This window comes from Bifidobacterium panos (assembly GCF_012932445.1).
Taxonomy (GTDB): Bacteria; Actinomycetota; Actinomycetes; order Actinomycetales; family Bifidobacteriaceae; genus Bifidobacterium; species Bifidobacterium panos.
The window spans coordinates 32,195-52,519 of record NZ_JAAIIJ010000012.1; the positions used below are offsets into that span (position 1 = coordinate 32,195).

General features: G+C 61.2%; 14 protein-coding genes. 5 read left to right on the forward strand and 9 right to left on the reverse strand.

Translation table 11 applies throughout. The features are described from left to right. Positions 1-662: 662 nt before the first annotated feature. A complete protein-coding gene (locus G1C94_RS03440; RefSeq protein WP_172144687.1) occupies positions 663-6,701 on the forward strand; it encodes an InlB B-repeat-containing protein in 6,039 nt (2,012 codons plus the stop codon). 524 nt (positions 6,702-7,225) lie between these two features. After that, positions 7,226-7,615 (forward strand): hypothetical protein, encoded by a 390-nt coding sequence (locus G1C94_RS03445; RefSeq protein ID WP_172144690.1) that lies wholly within the window; start codon positions 7,226-7,228, stop codon positions 7,613-7,615. Positions 7,616-8,216: 601 nt separating this feature from the next. Here G1C94_RS03445 and G1C94_RS03450 read toward each other — a convergent pair. Both G1C94_RS03450 and G1C94_RS03455 read right to left on the reverse strand, forming a co-directional pair. Continuing rightward, a complete protein-coding gene (locus G1C94_RS03450; protein ID WP_172144693.1) occupies positions 8,217-8,843 on the reverse strand; it encodes a TetR/AcrR family transcriptional regulator in 627 nt (208 codons plus the stop codon). Between the two features lie 110 nt (positions 8,844-8,953). Next, positions 8,954-10,165 (reverse strand): DUF2974 domain-containing protein, encoded by a 1,212-nt coding sequence (locus tag G1C94_RS03455; RefSeq protein ID WP_172144696.1) that lies wholly within the window; start codon positions 10,163-10,165, stop codon positions 8,954-8,956. Positions 10,166-10,351: 186 nt separating this feature from the next. Between G1C94_RS03455 and rpmB the strand changes: the two genes are divergently transcribed. Further along, a complete protein-coding gene (gene rpmB, locus G1C94_RS03460; RefSeq protein WP_172144699.1) occupies positions 10,352-10,546 on the forward strand; it encodes a 50S ribosomal protein L28 in 195 nt (64 codons plus the stop codon). A gap of 118 nt (positions 10,547-10,664) precedes the next feature. Here the strand turns inward: rpmB and G1C94_RS03465 are convergent, their stop codons facing one another. Then, the gene (locus G1C94_RS03465) at positions 10,665-11,921 is read right to left on the reverse strand and encodes an ATP-binding protein (RefSeq protein ID WP_172144702.1); all 1,257 of its coding nucleotides are present in this window, start codon (positions 11,919-11,921) and stop codon (positions 10,665-10,667) included. Between the two features lie 193 nt (positions 11,922-12,114). On the opposite strand from G1C94_RS03465, the gene G1C94_RS03470 reads away from it, so the two are divergent. Both G1C94_RS03470 and rsmD read left to right on the forward strand, forming a co-directional pair. Continuing rightward, positions 12,115-14,484 (forward strand): ATP-dependent DNA helicase RecG, encoded by a 2,370-nt coding sequence (locus G1C94_RS03470; protein WP_172144705.1) that lies wholly within the window; start codon positions 12,115-12,117, stop codon positions 14,482-14,484. Between the two features lie 37 nt (positions 14,485-14,521). Beyond that, positions 14,522-15,097: a 16S rRNA (guanine(966)-N(2))-methyltransferase RsmD gene (gene rsmD, locus G1C94_RS03475; protein ID WP_172144708.1), complete on the forward strand. Its 576-nt coding sequence runs from the start codon at positions 14,522-14,524 to the stop codon at positions 15,095-15,097. 118 nt (positions 15,098-15,215) lie between these two features. Here the strand turns inward: rsmD and trmD are convergent, their stop codons facing one another. The 6 genes from trmD to ffh form a co-directional block, all read right to left on the reverse strand. Next, on the reverse strand, positions 15,216-16,016 hold the full coding sequence (trmD, locus tag G1C94_RS03480) for a tRNA (guanosine(37)-N1)-methyltransferase TrmD (protein WP_172144710.1): 801 nt from the start codon (positions 16,014-16,016) through the stop codon (positions 15,216-15,218). A 73-nt stretch (positions 16,017-16,089) separates the two neighbouring features. Beyond that, the gene (gene rimM / locus G1C94_RS03485) at positions 16,090-16,704 is read right to left on the reverse strand and encodes a ribosome maturation factor RimM (RefSeq protein WP_172144712.1); all 615 of its coding nucleotides are present in this window, start codon (positions 16,702-16,704) and stop codon (positions 16,090-16,092) included. Positions 16,705-16,732: 28 nt separating this feature from the next. Beyond that, the gene (locus tag G1C94_RS03490; protein ID WP_172144714.1) at positions 16,733-16,966 is read right to left on the reverse strand and encodes an RNA-binding protein; all 234 of its coding nucleotides are present in this window, start codon (positions 16,964-16,966) and stop codon (positions 16,733-16,735) included. 23 nt (positions 16,967-16,989) lie between these two features. Then, positions 16,990-17,466, reverse strand: a complete 477-nt coding sequence (gene rpsP / locus G1C94_RS03495; RefSeq protein ID WP_172144716.1) for a 30S ribosomal protein S16 — start codon at positions 17,464-17,466, stop codon at positions 16,990-16,992. 160 nt (positions 17,467-17,626) lie between these two features. Next, positions 17,627-18,628: an endonuclease/exonuclease/phosphatase family protein gene (locus G1C94_RS03500; protein WP_172144718.1), complete on the reverse strand. Its 1,002-nt coding sequence runs from the start codon at positions 18,626-18,628 to the stop codon at positions 17,627-17,629. A gap of 44 nt (positions 18,629-18,672) precedes the next feature. Continuing rightward, a complete protein-coding gene (gene ffh / locus G1C94_RS03505) occupies positions 18,673-20,322 on the reverse strand; it encodes a signal recognition particle protein (RefSeq protein ID WP_172144720.1) in 1,650 nt (549 codons plus the stop codon). Positions 20,323-20,325: the final 3 nt, after the last annotated feature.

The following is a 20,325-nucleotide window of genomic DNA, read 5'->3' on the forward strand; positions in this document are numbered from 1 at the left end:
GGGTTCCTTGTCGTTTTGAGCAGTGTTGTGTTCCGTCCCGTCTCTTGCCATTTCGGCTGTCCCGTTCCTTGTCATTTCAGGCAGCGTGTCCCGTTTCTTGTCATTTCGAGCAATGGACAGCCCGGTGGGCTGTCCATCTCGATATCAACGGGCGGTGCCGTTATTGTGGTGGTGGATCATTCCCGTGCCCTCTGTAGACCCATGCCGACGCGGCGAACTCGTTCCCTGCGTGCTTGAGTCACAGTGTGCGTTGCCATCGTTCTCGGTTTGTTTTAAGTCGCAGTGCTCGCTTTCCCGTTCTCAGTGTGCGTTCCGCCGGGTCGAGGGATTCGGGTGGGCTTGTTCCTTTCGTGGGTCTCGCGTTTTGTGGCGTGTCTTTTTTCTGGGATTCGGTTTTCGGCGGGACTGGTGGTTTTCGGGGGTTCAGGTCGATCGCTGGGAGGCGAGTTTTGTGATCTCGCTGTCGCGGGGGGGGGTAGTTTTCAGGGCTATTGGTGACCCCCGTCCCACCGGAACGGCCGGATATTCCGGCCGGCCGGTGCGTGGGGTTTCCTCCTCCCCCGACCGGGAGGGCGCTTTTCGCGCGCGAGATTCGCGCGGGGAAAGCGTCGTTCCTTGGGGGAGGGTTGGTTGAAGAATAAAGGAATTTTTAGGAGTTTCTTATGGTGAGATTTTCATCTCAAAGCGGCCTGAGGCGCGGCTTGTTGCGCTGGCTGGTTGCCGTAGTGGCGGCCGGGTTGGCTGCGTTGATGGTGTTGGCGGTGGCGGTGCCCGCGGTGTGGGCTGCCGAAAAGCCGTCGGTGAAGCTGAACGAGGATCAGAAGACGGTTCTCAGTGTCGGCAGCGATACCGAGAACGCCAAGTATAAGCTGGGCGCGGCGAGCGTGTCGGGTTCGGCGAGTTCGTATGTCGTGGTGCAGGTCGACTCCGGCTACTTCAGTCCGGCGGCTGCTGCGCCGGGCAGTGCTGAGGCGCAGGATGCGTTGAGCGGCGAGTCGGACTCGTACGGTTCGTATGTGGACGGCGTTGATGTGAAGGCTGGCGGGAAGTACACGTATGTGACGTTCAAGACGTCTTCGGTGGATGGTTCGCCGGATATCACTGCGGCGCAGTTGCAGACGTATCTGCAGGGGTTGACGTTCACCACGGACGGCAACACGAAACAGAACATCACGGTCACCGTCGTGGGCGACTCGCTGAATAATCTGAAGGCCACGTACAACGGCACAAGTTACGACGCGACTCTGTACAACGGCCACGCGTACGCGTTCGTCAAGCAGCAGATGAATTGGGATGCGGCGTTTGCCGCGGCGAAGGCCACTAGTTTTTATGGTGGGGATGGCCATTTGCTGACCATCGAGTCGGCCGAGGAACACAACCTGATTTACAAGTCCTTCGGCAACCAGGAGGGTTGGTTGGGTGCGACGCGTTTTACGACTGAGGCTTATGCGAAGACTGATCCCGATGTGTTTGATATCAATCATGATTCCTCTGCGCCGGATTATGGTACGGCTTGGTATTGGGTGACGGGCCCGAGCGCCGGAACTAAGATCTTCACCACCGCCACGGTGGCGGCTGGTGGCACTGTTCCCGATGGCGTATACGCCAACTGGAGCGCTGCGAGTGGTGAACCCAACGCCGCTTTTGGTACTGAAGGTTGTGCCCAGTATGGTTTGGGAGACACGGGTCAGTGGAATGATCTAGCGAATGACGATCAGGGTGAGCACAATCAGGGTTTTTATGTTGAGTTTGAGGATTTCAATCTCTCTTCTGTTGGTTCTACTGCTTCTGGTTCGGTTGAGCGTGTTGATGTGTCGTATGATTTGGACGATGGCGCTGTGACGAGTAGTAATACGGCTGTGAAGGCGTTGGTGGGTGAGGCGTTTAAGACGACGCTGACTGCCACTAAGGCTGCTGATGGCCGTGCGTTGGATGTGTCGTCGGTGTCGGTGTCTGTTGGCGGCAAGAAGCTGGCGAAGGATACGGATTACACGTTCAATGAGACCACTGGCGAGCTGACGATCAAGGCTGAGAATGTGACGGGTAATGTGTCGGTCTCGGCGAAGGTGTTGCGTCAGGTGGCGTTTGTGCTTGGCGGGGATGATACGGCGAAGACGTACGGCAAGATGAAGAACGCCACGCCCGAGTCGCTGTCGGTGGAGAACGGCAAGACCGTTTCCACTGCGACGGGTTACAAGCAGCCTGATGTGAGTATGACTGCTGTCGGTACTGGGGCTGGTAAGAAGTTTGCCGGTTGGAAGTCGAGTGTGGATGGTTCGGTGTATTCGCCGGAGGATGTGGGTAAGTTTGCGCCGAGTGTGGATGTGACGTTTACGGCTCAGTATGAGGATACGGATAAGATGACGGTCCGGTTCGATTACGCCGGCGGCCAGGATGCGGATAAGGCGTCGTCGAAGACGTTGACGGGTCGTGAGGGCACTTCGTATGACGTGCCGGTTCCGACTCGTGCGGGTTATGATTTCGCGGGTTGGACCACGACCGCGACGGATGTGACCGCGTCGGGCACGTTCAAGAAGGACGCGACGTTCACGGCCACGTGGACTCCGATCGAGACCGCGGTGGCGTTCGACAAGGGTCTTCACGGCGCGTTGAAGGACACGCCGGAGTCGGTGTCGGTGGTGACCGAGGAGAAGCTGAACACGGCCACGAACTATCCCGTGAAGAATGGTCCGACGGTGACTCCTGATGCCGGTTGGAGGTTCCTGTACTGGCAGTCCAGCGTGATTGACGCGGATAAGAACGAGACGCTTGGTCCGGTGTATCAGCCTTCGCAGATCGCTGATTTGAAGGCTCAGGCTGGTTTGAAGTTCACTGCGGTGTACGAGCAGCTGCCTGAGGTGAGTGTGGTGTATAACTTCAATGGCGGCCATGACGCTGACAACAACACGTCCGTGACGTTGAAGGGCGTGGATGGCACCGAGTATTCCGCGGAGGATCTGAAGAAGGTTCCGGATACGTCGAAGTTGGAGCGTACGGGTTACACGTTCGACAAGTGGGACACGGCTGACACGGGCAAGTATGCGTCGAAGACGTATACGGCCCAGTGGAAGCAGAACACCAATAACGTGAACTTCGTGGTGGCCGAGAATGACAAGCACGGCAGTCTGACGGGCAACACCGGGTATCAGGTGCTGACCGGTGAGAAGGTCGGTGGCAAGCCCACGGTGACGGCTGACGGCGGGTATCGTTTTGTCGGCTGGGTGTCCAGCGAGAACCAGAAGGTGTATTCGCAGGACAGCGTGGACGCGTACGTCGTGTCGGGCGCGAATCCGAAGGTGACGTTTACGGCGAAGTTTGTGCCGGAGTCGAGTGTGGAGGTGCATTACAACTACGCCGGCGGCTACAACAAGAACAATGATTCGTCCCTGGTGCTGACCGGTTTGGAGGGCGCGGAGTATTCCGACGCGGACAAGACCGCCGCCGCGGAGGAGCCGACGCGTACGGGTTACACGTTCAAGCAGTGGGACAAGACCCTGTCGACGACGTATCAGTCGGTGACGTACACGGCCGAGTGGACGGTGAATCCGAATACGGTGACGTTCCTGCCGGGTGATAACGGCACGCTGACGGGTGACACGTCGTACACGGTGAATTCGGGCGAGAAGGTCACGGGCGAGCCGACCGCGAACGCGACGGCCGGGTATACGTTCGTTGGTTGGGAGTCCAGTGAGGACGGCCTGTTGTACGGCAAGGACGGCGTGAAGGGCAAGTACGTCGTCTCCGGTCTGAACCCGGAGGTGAAGTTCACCGCCCGGTACGAGCCGAACAACGGCGCGAAGGCCGTGTTCAACGCGAACGGCGGCCTGATCGACCAGAAGGACGCCAGTGTGACCCGTGAGGGCAAGCAGGGCGAGACCTATACCAAGCCCTCGAACCCGACGCGTGACGGTTACACGTTCGTCAAGTGGCAGGACGCGGACGGCAACGAGCCGACCGGCACGTACGCCACCGATGGCACGACAGTGTACGTGGCCCAGTGGGAGGCGGACTCGTATGGCCTGTCGTTCAAACAGGGCGATCACGGCGCGCTGACGGGCACCTTGGACTATAAGGTTGCCACGGACGCGAAGCTGGGCGACGCCAATGTGGTGGCTCCGAAGGTTGAGGCGGAGGCCGGTTGGTCTCTGGTTGGCTGGCAGTCCGAGGAGTATGGTCTGGTCACCAGCGAGCAGCTGGCCAGTCTGGTGATGCCCGCCAAGGCTGTGGAGTTTACGGCGCAGTACGCGCAGAACGCGACGGCCACGGTGATGTTCAGCTTCGACGGCGGCACGGACGCGGCTGGTAAGCCGATGGTGAGCCTGTCGGGCCCGTTGGGCACGAAGTACGATGTTCCCGCGAATCCGACGAAGGACGGGTACACGTTCAAGCAGTGGGACAAGCAGGTGACTGGTACGTTCGACGAGGCGTCGCTGCAGGTGACCGCCCAGTGGACCGCGAACGAGAACACCCTGACGTTCAATAAGGGTGATCACGGCACGCTGAAGGGCACCACCGGCTACACGGTCGCCACCGACGCGAGCCTGAAGGACGCGAAGGTCACTGCCCCGACGGTCGCTTCTGAGGCGGGCTGGTCGTTCGTCGGCTGGCTGAGCGACGAGTACGGCCTGGTCACCTCCGACGAGCTGGCGAGCCTGACCATGCCGGGCAAGAACGTGACCCTGACGGCGCAGTACGTGCAGAATGCGACCGGTGTGGTGGTGTTCGCCTACAACGGCGGTACGGACAAGGACGGCAACGCGTCCAATATCCAGTCCGGCGCTTTGGGCACCGCGTACACCGCGCCCGCCGACCCGACCCGTACCGGTTACACGTTCACCGGCTGGGACCGCGACGCGAGCGGCACGTTCAAGCAGTCGATGCTGCAGGTCAACGCCACCTGGAAGGCCAACACGTACAAGCTGACCTACAAGCTCGACGGCGGCACCGATCCGAAGAACCCCACCTCGTACACGTATGGTGTGGGCGCGACCCTGAAGAACCCGACCCGCGAGGGTTACACGTTCGCCGGCTGGGCCGACGCGAAGGGCAACCTGGTCAGTGGCATCAGTGCGTCTGATACTGGTGACAAGACCCTGACGGCGAAGTGGACGAAGAACGCGAGCACCGACGGGTTGAACCCGGACGGTGGTACGATCCCGTCGGATTGGACCGGTTCCGACGGCCAGCTGCCCATCCCGACTCGTGACGGTTACAAGTTCGATGGCTGGTTCGACGAGGACGGCAACCAGGTGACCACGCTGAAGGATGCGGTGGGCAAGAACCTGACGGCCAAGTGGACGAAGCTGGACGACGCGTTCGACCCCGGCGACGGCACCCTCCCGGACGACTGGACCGGCGCCGACGGCGAGCTTCCCACCCCGACCCTGCCCGGCTACAAGTTCGACGGCTGGTACGACGAGGACGGCAACCAGGTGACGACCGTGAAGGATGCGGTGGGTAAGAAGCTGCATGCGAAGTGGACGAAGCTGGACGACGCGTTCGACCCCGACGGCGGCACCCTGCCCGACGACTGGACGGGCGAGGACGGCGAACTGCCGACCCCGACTCGTGACGGCTACCGTTTCGACGGCTGGTACGACGAGAACGGCAACAAGGTCACCACCCTCAAGGAGGCCGCCGGCAAGAAGCTGACCGCCCACTGGACGAAGCTGCCCACGACGTTCGACGTGGACGGCGACGTGACCCTGCCCGACGACTGGACCGGCGATGACGGCAAGCTGCCGGTGCCCAGCAAGCCGGGTTACAAGTTCGACGGCTGGTACGACGAGGACGGCAACCCCGTCACCAACGCCGAGGACGCGGCGGGCAAGAAGCTGCACCCCAAGTGGACCCCGGTCGACGAGGCGTTCGACCCGGACGGCGGCACCCTGCCGGACAACTGGACCGGCGAGGACGGCAAGCTGCCGGTTCCCACCAAGCCCGGTTATAAGTTCGATGGCTGGTATGACGAGGACGGCAACCTGATCACGAACACCGAGGACGCGGCGGGCAAGAAGCTGCACCCGAAGTGGACGAAGGTTGAGGACGCGTTCGACGTGGACGGCGGCAACCTGCCCAATGGTTGGACGGGTGAGGACGGCAAGCTGCCGATCCCCAGCAAGCCGGGTTACAAGTTCGACGGCTGGTATGACGAGGACGGCAACCTCATCACCAACACGGAGGATGCGATCGGCAAGAAGCTGCACGCCAAGTGGACCAACGTGAATGACGCGTTCGACACCGACGGCGGCAACCTGCCGAAGGACTGGACCGGCGCTGACGGCAAGCTGCCCCTGGCGTACAAGCCCGGTTACAAGTTCGATGGCTGGTATGACGAGCAGGGCAACCTGATCACCAGCGTCGAGGACGCCATCGGCAAGAAGCTGCACGTCAAGTGGACCAGCATCGCCGACGCCTTCGACGCCAACGGCGGCAACATCCCCACCGACTGGACCGGCGAGGACGGCAAGCTGCCGACCCCGACCCGTGACGGCTACACGTTCGACGGCTGGTACGACGACGAGGGCAACCTGGTCACCAGCCTGGAGGATGCGATCGGCAAGAAGCTGCACGCCCGCTGGAGCAAGGTCAACGCCCTGGCGTCCACCGGCGCCACCGGCCTGACCGCCGCCCTGACGGCCCTCGCCCTGGCCGCAGCCGGCCTGACGGCCGGTGCCCTGCGCCGCCGCCGCTCCCACTAAACCGAACAACCGGCCCGGCCGGGCTTAACCGCCCGGCCACCGGCCGGACCGGTCTAACCGACCGGCTCCGGCCACCGGCTGGACCGGGCTAACGCCCGGTCCAACCAACCGGTTGACGGTTTCCGAAAGGCGGGGGACATGGGGCTCGCGCCCCGTGGTTCCCCGCCTTTCCTCATATCCCCCAATCCCGGTTTTGCGTCCCTTGGCCCCGCTGGACGAAGAGCCCTGTGGGCTCTTCGTGGCAGCGAGCAGCGATAGCGTTGCGAGCGTCGCATAAGACGTCGGGGGCTGTCGGCCGCAGGCCGACTGGGGGTGGTGCGGGCGTGGTCACGTGACTGGCGTGACCACCCCCAGTCGCGCGTTCGCGCGACAGCCCCCGCCTGCGGGGGCCTATAGATTCCCGTGTTTGGGGTCGCGCGCTCTTCAAAGCAGCGAGCGGCGACAGCATCGCGAGCCTCGCGCAAGACAGCGGGGCCCTTCAAAGTTTTTCAGTTCCCTGCGTATCAGGAAGGACGGCCGACAATATGAATGAGCCGCGAAACTTCACGTCGGATCAGCGGGCGTATTTGTCGTCGTTGGCTGCGGTGGACATGGTGGACGCGTCCTCGCGCATCCATTACGCGGACTGGTTCCGTATCGAGTGCATGCGCCGCTATCGGGAGGGTGAGAAGCCGGTGGACCTGTTCCGCCAGGCCGGCCTTGACCCCAAGCTCGTGGGCCACAAGCGCATCGAGCGCGCCTTCGCCCGCTGGAAACGCACCCCCGAACCAACCCATCCCAAGCCGCCCTCACCCAAATCCCGCGACACCGTCGACCCGTACGATCCGCGCGACCCCCGCGACCGCCTCATCGCCGCCCAAGCCCTACGTATCCAGCAACTAGAAGAAGAGATTCGCTTTCTCAAGCGAGCATAACCGCGCTACTTTCAAACGCGCATAACCGAGTTACCCTCAGACAGACAGACGCGTTACTCTCAAACGGACATAGTCGCGTTTCGGAGCGGATGTCGCCGTGTGGGACGCACAGCCCAGTGGGCTGTGCGTGTCGACCACCAGCGACAACGCCATATAGCGAAACCAGAATATCCCGTGGCTTCCGCGCCATTGCGCCGGCGTAACAACGTCGTGCTTGGCACGCTCTGAGTTGCGGTGCCATCAATTCCGTTCTCAGCACGCATACCGCCAACCAACAGAAAACTACGTCGAACACGGCAACAGCCGACCCTTAAACAAACAAACAAACCGCGTTATCCCCAAACGAACACAGACGGCTTTTGGAGCGGATGTCGCCGTGTGAGACGTAAGACTTGGCCTACCGGCCCGGAGGGTGTCGAACACGGCGACATCCGCTCCCAAGACACGGGCATTTGCATATTTGACGTGTTTTCCCGTTGATTTGCCGGTATACGTCCTGAAAACGGGTTGGTTTGGCCACTGTGACTCGGGAGCGGACAGGGAACGATGGCGTTGCCCTTTGATATCGGTACGCACAAACGCACTTCAACTGCGCTGTGCGTCACGCCTTATTGAAGATGCGATTCCATGAATCCAGCATGTCTTCCTTGGACATCGACATGTACATGCCCATCGCCAGCACGGCGAGATCCTCGTTCATCAGCCGCTTCATATCAATGCTTTGCCTCAGTTGCGGCCAGCGCTTGAGCACGCTGAGCAGACCGCCCACGGCGAAATCGATGAGCAGGTCGGTGCGCAGGTCAAGGTCGCTTTCGTCGCGGTCGAGCATGCGCATCAGGCTCATGCGCCCGAAGTCGTGCAACGATTCGACCAGCTCGGGCGAGCTGTTCGGGCTGGCAAGCAAGGCGAGCCGGTCAAGTCGGCGCGTCTGGCCGGGGGTGGCGAACACCTCGGTGATGTGTTCGCGCCATTCATGCGGGCCGTCGTTGGGGTCAGGGCTTTCGTTGGCCAGCGGAGAGCTGTTCACCTCGGCGAGAATGGCGGCATCGGCCAGTTCGCCCAGCTTGGAAAAATGATAATAGAAGGAGTTGCGGTTCACCCCGGCCTCGCGCACGATGTCGGTGACGGTGATGTTGCGGTATTCGGTTTGGCTCAACAGTTGCCAGAACGCGTCGATCATGCGCTGAGTGGCGGACGGCGTGTCGCCGTCACGGCGTGGGCGTGGCATTGATCTTCCTTTCGCCGACTAATTAGTCACACTGCCTGAACAAGTATATAACCAATGCCGCGCCTTTAAGCCTGAGTCGTGGTGTCCAGTTCATGGGCGATGGCGTTGCCCTACCGCTCCACGTCTTTGTTGCGGGCGACGGCTGCGGACACCAGCATGCCCATCGCTTCGAGGATATGCTTGCGCTCGTCCGACGTCAGCCCCACAATCGCGCCGATCATGCTCGGCAGCGACAGCGGCATTGAGGCGATAAGACCTGAAAACGTGGTCGCACCGCTGGCGTACAGCACCTGAAAGAACGCATCCACCGCGTGTTCGCGCTGCTCCTTGGTCAGGCTCGTCATCCACTGGTTGAACGAAGTGTTGAACTCGCGCGAGCTGGCGGCCATATCCTCCACGCGCGCGAACTCGTCGCCCTCGACCTGCCAGGCGAAGGCGAAATGCTGCATGATCCCCTCGCAATCGGCCTTGACCACTTCGCACGGCTCCGGTGTCTCCAACACCATGCCAATAATCGAGGAATCGGGCACGATCTTGGTCACTTTGCCCACGTTGTCTTTGTATTCCGGCAAATTGACCACCCGCTCGGGGAAGCCCGGTCCGTCCAGCGAATAGATGGCCTCGATGCGCCCGCGCACCTTCTCGGAAACGTTCATCGCCGCATACACGGCGGAATTGCCGCCCTTGGAATGGCCGGTGAGTATGATGCGCCCGGGCCACAGCCGCGCCACCGCTTCCACATACTCGGTGGCCATCTGCTGGGACGGCACTGGGTATTGGAAGGCCATGTTGAAATCCTCCTTCCAACCCACCAGCGAATCGTCGGTGCCGCGAAACGAAAGCACCAGCGTGTCGTCGGGCAGCAGGAAGGTGACCGTGGCGAACTGCGTCTGCTCATGTCTGTCGAACTGCTCGGCAAACGCGCCGACGCGCAGGTTCTTGAAGCGCGGGTTTGCGGCGGTGGCGCGCACGAACTCGTGCGTCACGGCCGCGTCGGCGATGCCCACCATGTGCAGCGGATGCTGGCACACGTCGTCCACATCGCCATGCAGCACCTCGTTCATTTTCTCAAGCGTGACGGGGGAGAACGGGGCATGAACCAGCGCCTTGAGCGAGGTGAGGGGGTCGCGCAGGTCGAAATTGAAATTGTGCAGACGCGCGCTGAATGTGCCATAGGCGCCGATCTCGTCATGCAGACGCGGCACCAGCGCGGGGATGCTTTCGTAGGCTAGCTGCGCAAGTACCAGCGCGTCCACCTCGTTGAACGCGAGCTCGCTGAACGGGCGCGTTTCGTCGTGCACGTAATCAATGATGTTGCTCACATCCGGCTCCTTACCATTCCACCCATTTTACGGACGCTGCTGCCCTAGGTCGGCTCATTCGATGGGTGCGGCTGGCATTTGTCGGGCGCGTGGTTTATCTTTGTGAAGTTGTGTGGTTGGGCTGATATGTCCGCATATCGGCTTGAACCACGGGAAGACTTGAATCCAAGGTCAAGGGAGTTCATTATGGCAGCTCGTTGTGCAGTGTGCGGCAAGGGTCCGCAGGTCGGATACACTGTGTCTCACTCGCATATCCGCAACAAGCGCAGCTTCCGCCCGAACCTGCAGTCGGTGCGCACCACCGTCGACGGCGAGAACACTCGTCTGCGCGTGTGCGTCAAGTGCCTCAAGGCCGGCAAGGTCCAGCGCGTGGCCGCGTGAGCGCGATATACACACGTTCAAACCCCGCTTGAGCTTCGGCTCGGCGGGGTTTTTATTTTTCGCAAATGCAACAAGGCTTTTCAGTGAAGGGCAGTCCTCAAATGGTTCAAATACCCCGCTAGTTTTCCTCCAAGCTGTTTTCACCCAGCAGGAAATCATAGACGCTCATAATCAGCACGCCGGACTCGTTATAGTATGGGGCGGGCGTATCCTTTGTAATAATCATTCGCTTGAAGAAGTCTCCGGTCAGCATCAGCGGCCGTTGCTCCTGCTTCATCTTCGCTTGATCGGGAATCGCGTAAGCAGACTGAATATAATATCGCTTCGAGCCTTTGTTGCAGACGAAATCAATTTCCAACTGTTTGCGGGTATTGCTGCCATTCTCGTTGGTTTCACACTTCGTGACAATGCCCACATCCACATTGAAACCACGGATCTTCAATTCGTTGAAAATAAGGTTCTCCATGCTGTGGGTTTCCTCCAACTGCCTGAAGTTCAGGCGGGCGTTGCGCAGCCCCATATCGGTGAAATAATATTTCACGGGTGTGTCGATATATTTTTTCCCCTTCACGTCATAGCGGATTGCGCTGTCGATCAGGAACGAATCGCACAGATAGTCAATATATCGTTTGATGGTCGTATTGCTGATCTTCTTTTTTTTGACCGTTTTGAACGTCGCCGACAGCTTTTCCGGGTTGGTCAAAGAGCCGATGGCGGAAGAAAGGATATTCAGAAGGTCTTCCAGTTCCGCTTTGTTGCGGATGTTATGTCTTCCGACGATATCCGAAATATAGGTCTCCTCAAATAGAGACTTCAGGAAGGCTATCTTCTGCTCCGGGGTCGTAAAGCTCAAAACCGGCGGCAAACCTCCGTATAGCATGTACTCGTTCCAGCCATCCTGCTTCGTGCCTGGATAGACGGACATGAACTCCGCGAAACTGAGTGGGTACATGCGCACTTCGTCGCCGCGCCCTCTGAACTCCGTGATTACATCTTTCGAGAGAAAACGGGCGTTGCTTCCAGTCACGTACACATCGACGTTCTTCATGCGAATCAAGCTGTTCAGAACATCTTCAAACTCACCCAACAGCTGTATTTCATCAAGCAGCACATAATTCATGCCGTCGTCTTTGAGCTGCGCTTTCAAATGCGGGAACAGCACATTCGGGTCGCGGAACTGTTTATTCTCGAAGGCGTCAAACGCAATTTCAATGATGTGGTCTTCAGCGACCCCTTTCGCCAGTAAATGCTCTTTGAAGAGATTGAACAGGAGGTATGATTTTCCGCATCGTCTCATGCCGGTTATGACTTTGATGAATCCGTTATGTTCCTTGCTGATAAGCGTGTTTAGGTACCGGTCCCTTTTGATTTCCATAGACAACACCTCCTAGTGAAGATTTTTGCAGGTTTATGCAAAAATCTTCACTAGAATTATATCGAGTCGAATATGTTTCGCAAATTTCCTTAGCCCGCAATCCGGCAGGTTCAAAGGATTGCTTTGGCTCGGCGGGGGGTTGTGTCTGTCGCTTGGGTGAGGGGAAATCGGCGGCGCGGATAAGATGGAAGGCATGAGCATCTCGTTGGACACCCCGCTCGCCGCGCTGCTGGCGAACAAACGGCGTGTGTCCGCGCTCAAATCCTTCGGCATCGTGTCGGTGGGCGACGCGCTGACTTATTATCCGTTCCGCGTCACCGACCCGGTGCCGGCGCGTGCGGTGCGTGAGGCGCGCATCGGCGAGGCGATGGCGTTCGCCGCCGTGGTGCGTTCGGCTCGCGTCGTGCCGATGAACGCCCGGCATGGATATCGGTTTGAGGTGGTGGCGGATGATTCCGCGTTCGCCGCCTCGCGTGGCGCGCCTGGCAGCGTGGTGCGACTGGTGTTCTTCTCCAGACGGAAAAGCTACGTCGACTGGATGGCCATGCGCCTTGTCGCCGGTGCCAGCGTGGTCGTTTCCGGCGCGCCCGGCGAATACATGGGGCAGTTGCAGTTCACACACCCGGATATTCTCACCGTGGTGCCGACCCCAGCGCAACCGAACGATGCGCGTTCATACGACGCCGCCTCCATGGACGAGGGACTGGCGCGTGTCTGCCGCCCGCGGCCTGTGTATCATGCTTCGTCGCGGCTCTCCAGCGAGCATATCCACGAAACCATCGTCAGTCTGCTCTGGGCGCTCGGCGGACGCGATATGGTCGCCCCCGGCACCGATGAAATCGCCGTGCAACACGCGGATGACGAGGAGCGCTTCGCGGGCACGCTGGCCGAAGCCATCCCCGACATCCTTCCCGAAGTGACACGCGCCGACCGCGGTTTGTTGCACCGCGCCGAAGCATTCCGCGCCGTCCACGAACCCGAATCGGTCAAGGCGTTCCATCAGGGCATCGCCACACTGCGCTATGAGGAGGCGCTCGTCTGCCAAACCGCGTTGCTGCGCACACGCCGCGACGTCAAGGCCGCCACCGCGCATCCGTGCACGCTCGCGACCGATTCATTGCGCGATCGGTTCATTGCCTCGCTGCCCTTCCAGCTCACCAACGGCCAGCGCGAGGTGATTGACGATATTGCAGTCGACATGGCTCAGGATTGTCCGATGCAACGGTTGTTGCAGGGCGAGGTGGGATCCGGCAAAACCGTGGTGGCGCTCGTGGCCATGCTGCAAGCCGTCGGTGCGGGTTATCAGGCCGTGTTTGTCGCGCCCACGCAGGTGTTGGCCGAACAGCACGCCGAAACGATTCGCTCGATGGTCGAGGCGCTTGAGGGCGATCACATCATTCCGATCACGTTGCTGACGGGTGGTATGAAACTCGCCGCGCGGCGCAAGGCGCTTGCTGAGGCGGCCAGCGGAGAGCCGGGCATTATCGTCGCCACGCACGCGGCCTTCTCCAAGACGTTCCAAGCCACGAACCTTGCCCTTGTCGTCATCGACGAACAGCATCGTTTCGGCGTCGAGCAGCGCGAATCGTTGCACGCCATGCCAACGGACGGCACGACGCCGCACCTGCTGGTAATGACGGCCACGCCCATCCCGCGCACCGCCGCCATGACTTGGTTCGGCAATCTCGACATCTCCTGGCTCACCGAACTGCCCGGCGGGCGCAAGCCGATTCGCACCGTGGTGGTGAACGAGGCGGACGGCGGCACCATGGCGCACATGTTCTCGCATATTCGCGCGCGCATCGACGCGGGGGAGCGGGCCTATATCGTGTGCGCACGCATCGACGACCCGGCCGACGGGGATGAAGGCAAGCAAGACGCCGCCCCCGCCGATATGGAACTTGACCCGTATGCGACTTCGGAAGATGCCTCGACCAGCGAAACGCGCCCGCCACTGCACACCGTCGCCGAAATCGCCAATCGCTTGCAGAAACTGCCGCAATTCCAAAGCATTCGTTTCGCCACGCTCACCGGGCGCGACAAGGACGATGTCAAAACGCGGGTCATGGCCGACTTCGCCTCCGGCACCACGCCGGTGCTCGTCGCCACCACCGTTATCGAGGTGGGCGTTGATGTCAAACAAGCCAGTTGCATCGTGATCTTCGACGCCGATCGATATGGATTGAGCCAGTTGCACCAGTTGCGCGGGCGCGTGGGGCGCGGCGGCACGAACAGTTGGGCCTTCCTGATTTCGCGTGCCGAAGCCGGCTCGCCCGCCGAGGCGCGGCTGGAGGTTATTCACGATTCGCTGGACGGTGCCGAAATCGCCCAGGCCGACTTGCAATTCCGCGGCGCGGGCGATGTGCTGGGTGACGCCCAATCGGGCGGCAAATCAAGTCTCAAATTGTTGCGCGTCATCAAGGATGCCGATCTTATCGCCGATGCCCGCGCCCGCGCCGAACGGTTGCTCGCCGCCGACCCCGAACTGGCCGGTGAGGTGCAGCTCGCCGGTGCTGTGCTCGATTTCACGCGCGGCAATGAGGCGTTCCTCACCAGCTCGTGATGGATGTTGGTAGGCTTCGCCCGCTAGATTGATGATTATGCGCGTGATTTCGGGACGATTCAAAGGCGTGGCGCTGGCTGCGCCGAAGCAAGGTACACGGCCGACCACCGACCGCACCAAAGAAGCCATCTTCTCGCACCTCGATTCGTGGGGTGTGCTGGACGACGCGCGCGTGCTGGACTTGTTCGCCGGCACCGGCGCGCTCGGCATTGAGGCGCTGAGCCGCGGTGCGCGCGAGCTCGTCGCTGTGGAATCGTCAAAGCCCGCCGCCGCCTTGATTTCCAAAACCGTGACGCAACTGCGGCACAACCGTTCATGGGATTCGGACATACGTGTGCAGGTGTTGGTGAAAAGAGCCGAGCAATTCGCGGCGGCTCCTGCGGCGCAGCCGTTCGACGTAGTATTCATCGACCCGCCGTATGCCTTTGAAACACAGGATTGCAACCAGCTGTTGCGCAATCTGGCCGATAATGGGCTGGCCGGCGAGCAGACCATCATCGTGTTCGAACGTTCCACGCGCTCGGACAACCCAACCCCGCCGAGTGGCTGGCAAGTCACCCAACGCCGCAACTACGGCGAAACCGCCGTCTTCTATATTGAACGCGCCGTCTGACCGGAAGCGAAGCGGAGCCGCATCGTCGTTCGTTGACGTAAAGACTTGGCCCAAGAGGCCCGGAGCGATGCCAACGAACGACGATACGGCTCCACTTCACCAAGTAAACGGCGATTGCTCACTGCAGTCTGCGCGGGTGGGGGCCGCTGACTTCCCAGCCCAGGGCCATCAGCGTTTTGCGATCGGCTTTGTCGAGTTGCGTGCAATCGAGCGTCTCTATCAGGTCGGGCCGAATCTTGTCGGTACGCGCCAACGCCTCGTCGCGCCGGAATCGGTCGACCTTGCCGTGGTCGCCGGACAACAGCACATCCGGCACGCGCAAACCGCGCCATTCCGCCGGTTTGGTGTATTGCCGGTGCTCCAGCAACGCGCCCTCGCCTGTGTACGATTCCTCCACGATGGACTCGGGGTTGCCCATGAAATCGGGGATGAGCCGCGTAATCGCCTCCAGCATCACCGAAGTCGCCACCTCGCCGCCATTGAGCACGTAGTCGCCGATGGAATACTCGCGCACATCCACGCCTTGCGCGCGGTAATACTCGGGAATGCGCGCGTCATAGCCCTCATAGCGCCCGCAACCAAACAGCAGGTGGCTGGCGCGGCTCAATTCGGTGGCGTCGCGTTGGGTGAACAACGGCGCGGATGGGTTGGGGAAGATGAGGACGGAAGGCTGAGATCCCAGCAGTTCGTCAGGTCCCAGCAGTTCGTCAAGGCACTCGGCCCACACCTCGGGCTTCATCACCATGCCCGCGCCGCCACCCACCGGGGTGTCGTCCACCGAATGGTGCACGTCATGCGTCCAGTCGCGCAGGTTGTGCGTGGCCACTTCAAGCAGCCCCTTGGCCTGCGCCTTGCCGAACAGGCTCAGGTTCAGCACGTCGAAATACTCGGGGAACACGCTTACGATGTCAATCCTCATGATTCACCACCCTAGCGCGTCCCATGACGCGGTGTTCAAACAAAATCCGCCATGTTGCGTGTATGATGCAACGTCACAGCCCGGCAATAAGACCGCCCGGCGGGTCGAGTGTCAAATATCCGGCTTCCAGATCGATGTCAGGCACCAGTTCGTCCACAAAAGGCACCAGCGCGGTCTTCTCCACTGTGGGCGTGCCGTCTGAAGCAGTGCCGACAATTACAGGTTCGGCAAGCCGAATCTTGAGCAACGACTGCGCGGGGGAGTCGATCACGTCAACCACCTTGCCCACCACGGTGCCCGCTGCCGCGCCGACACCATTGCCCTCGGCCATGCGCGCCTCAAGACCGATCAAGTCTTTCGGATACCATTCGTCCGCCTCAAGCATGTCGTCGGGGTCGTCGGCCTCGCCGTACAATTCAAGCCCGTTCAAGCTTTCCGAAGCGTTGCGGTCGTCGCATCCTTGAAGCTTGATGATCCAACGATTCTTGAACGTGCGGGAGCGTTCCACAATATACTCGTCGGTTCCGTCTTGCGAATACAGCACCGACCCCGCGGCAAACCGCCATTCGGGGTCGTCGGTGAACACCCGTACGGTGACTTCGCCCTTCATGCCCTGGGCACGGCCGATACGACAAACCCTCAACAACTCACGTTGCTGAGGGTCGTCATGCATGTTCTGATCTGCCATGCTGTGCAGTTTACCTTATCGCTGTCGATCAGCGGCGCACATCCATGATGTCAACGCGCACCCTGTGGTCGGACAGAGCCTGAGCCACGGTGCGAATCGCGTTGGCGGTGCGGCCGCCGCGCCCAATGACACGCCCGATATCCTCCGGGTTGACGCGCACGCGAAGCAGTTCGCCGCGCGCGTTCTCGTGGGACCTGACAGACACATCGTCGGGAAAATCAACGACGTTCTTGATGAGATGTTCCACAGCCTGTGCAAGCATGATCAGCTAGCCTTTCTTACGGCTCACTCTGCGGCCGGAGCTTCTTCAGCCGGGGCCTCTTCAGCCTGAGCTGCAGCGGCCTCTTCGGCCTTCTCAGCCTCGGCAGCAGCTTCAGCCTTGGCCTTGGCGTCGGCTTCGGACTTGGCGGCCTTGAGCTTCTGGGCTTCGGCCTCGACGGCCTCGACGCGAGCGGCGGCATCCGGGCCGGCCTCGACGGTCTTCAGCGTGCCCTCGGCACCCTTCAGCCCCTTGAACTTCTGCCAATCGCCGGTCACCTTGAGCAGGGCAAGCGTGGGTTCGGTCGGCTGCGCACCGACGCCGAGCCAGTACTGCGCGCGCTCGGTATCAATCTCGATGGTGGAAGGCTGGGTGTTCGGATTGTAGGTACCGATCTCCTCAATCACCTGACCATCGCGCTTGACGCGGGAGTCAACGACCACCACGCGGTAGAACGCATAGAACTTCTTGCCCATTCGCTTGAGACGAATCTTGGTTGCCAAAACGGCTCTCCTTGGTATCTAGAGTTGTGAATTATCGCTGCTGTGTGGGGCACGGCAAGCCATAACCCACGCGTTCCTCGCGGCCCGGGGTGTAGAGGGCGCCACGCGCGCGCGAATAACTTAAGCATTATAGACCCAAGCCCCGGACGGTGCGCTCAGCTCAGCGACAGTGCGGCAGCGACAGTGTCGCAACGAGCGCGAGGTGATCGCTGCCCGCAACTGCGAGCGGGCGCACATCGCTGGCGCGCACACCGCGCGTGAACAGCACATGGTCGAGTTCGATGCGCGGCCATTTCAGCCAGCTGGGGAAGGTGGGGGCGGGGCCGGCACCTTGGGCAAGGCTCGCGTCGCTCAAACCGGCGGTGAGCAAGGCGCGGAAACTCGGGTGTTCGATGGACGAGTTGAGATCGCCCATCACCGCCACGTCATCGCGTTCGTCGTCGCGGGCGCGGGCGGCCAGTGCCGAAAGCCCACGAATGCCGGCCGACCATTGCGTGCAGCCGCGCATGGGTGATTTGGGGTGCGCTGAGGCGACGGTGAGGTTGCGCCCGCCCACGCCCAGCGTCATCGCCGGCACTTCCGCGGCTGGAATATCAACGACATTGGGGATTGTTGCGGCTGGCTCGATGCGCGAGAACAGTGCGTTGTAGCCGCCGTTATCGTCTTCGTGCGGCGTGCCTGTTTGGCAATGGGGAAGCGTATCTCTTATTCCTGCTTCGTTCAGGCGCACTATGAGCGCGTCGGTTACTTCCTGCAGGGCGAGCACGTCGATGTCGCGTTCGCGTATGTGCCGCATGATGATGCCGGCGTCCGCGCGTCCATAGCGGCAGTTCAGCGTCATGACCCGCAGTGTGTCCGAAGCTGTTTCACACTGTGTTTCACGAGTGCTGATTTGCGTTTCATGGGGTGTTTCACGCCCTATCTTCCGGTATTGCGCACGACGCAATACCGAGGCAATGGCCGCGGCCAGCAGGCAACAAGCCGTACCCCATACATGAAACCAAGCGGCCAGCGCGCCCAGCGCCACCAAAGGCACCCACAGCAGCGGGATCAGCGCAATCAGATACGGCATCGGCATGTGCGCTTCGGTTCCGGCCGGCAAGCAACTGAGCGCAATCCAGCACCACGCCAGCACCGCTGCCACCATCAGCGCTATGGTCATGCTTCCTCCTTGAGGCTCCCGATTGAGGGGAGCGACAACGGTTCTCAGCGCCCGAACAGGCCGCCGATGCCGCCGCCGAGATTCGGCGGAAGATCGGGCATGCCGTTGCCGCCGTCGCCCATCAGCTCGTCAAGGCCGGCGGGCAGGGCCGGATTCTGCGGCTTCTTGGCGAACGCGGAACCGCCGCTTGAGCTCTTGCCCGCAAGACGGTCGCGCAACGCCTGCTCTTCGGCCTCGCGCTTCATCGGGTTGCCGGACTTGGAGCCCTTCTTCTTGTTTTTCTTGCCCTTGCCGTTCTTCTTGCCGCCGCCCGGCCCGCCGAAGCCAGGCATGCCGCCCATGCCGGCCTTGTTCGTCATGCGCTTCATCATCTTGGCGGCCTGCTCGAAGCGTTGCAGCAGCGCGTTCACGGCGGAGACGGTCACGCCGGAACCATAGGCGATACGCGCGCGGCGCGAGCCGTCGATAATGGAGGGATCTCGCCGCTCGGCCGGCGTCATCGAGCGAATAATCGCCTCGGTGCGGTCGATTTCCTTCTCGTCGAACTGCTCCAGCTCCTTGCGGTGTTGAGCCATGCCGGGAATCATGCCCAACAGCGATTTCATCGAACCGAGCTTGCGCACTTGCTGCAACTGGTCCATGAAGTCGTCCAAACCGAACGAACCTTCGGCCATCTTCGCCGCGGCCTGACGCGCCTCTTCCTCGTCGAACTGCTTTTGCGCCTGTTCGATGAGCGTCATGATGTCGCCCATGTCGAGAATGCGCGAGGCCATGCGGTCGGGGTGGAAGACCTCGAAATCCTTCAGTCCCTCGCCGGTGGAGGTGAACAGAATCGGCTTGCCGGTCACGCTCGCCACCGACAGAGCCGCGCCGCCGCGCGCGTCGCCGTCGAGCTTGGAGAGCACCACGCCGGTGAAATCCACGCCCTCGTCAAAGGCCTTGGCCGTGCGCACCGCGTCCTGGCCGATCATCGCGTCGATGACGAACAGAATTTCGTTGGGATTCACGGCGTCGCGGATGTCGCGCGCCTGCTTCATCAGCTCGTCGTCCACACCCAAGCGGCCGGCGGTGTCGATGATCACCGTGTCATACAGCTTCTGCTTGGCCAGTTCGACGGCGTCGCGCGCCACTTTCACCGGGTCGCCCGAAGTTTGGCCGGGCGCAACCACCGCCTCGCCGCCGTCCGACTGCACACCCTTCTCGGGTGCATACACCGGCACGCCGGCGCGCTCGCCCACCACCTGCAACTGTGTCACCGCGTTCGGGCGCTGCAGGTCGGCCGCCACCAGCAGCGGCGTGTGGCCGGCGTCCTTGAGCCAATATCCCAGCTTGCCGGCGAGCGTGGTTTTACCGGCGCCCTGCAAGCCGGCGAGCATAATCACCGTGGGCGGGTTCTTGGCGAAATTCAGCGGGCGGTCCACACCGGCACCGAGCACATCGGTCAGCTCGTCGTTGACGATCTTCACCACTTGCTGCGCGGGGTTGAGCGCCTGCGACACCTCGGTGCCCAGCGCCCGCTCGCGCACGCGGCCCGTGAAGGAACGCACCACGTCAAGCGCCACGTCGGCGTCGAGCAACGCACGGCGAATCTCGCGTATTGTGCCGTCGATATCGGCTTCGGAAAGTTTGCCCTTGCTCTTCAGATGCTTGAACGCATTCGAGAGCCTGTCAGTCAAAGAACTAAATGCTGCCATAAT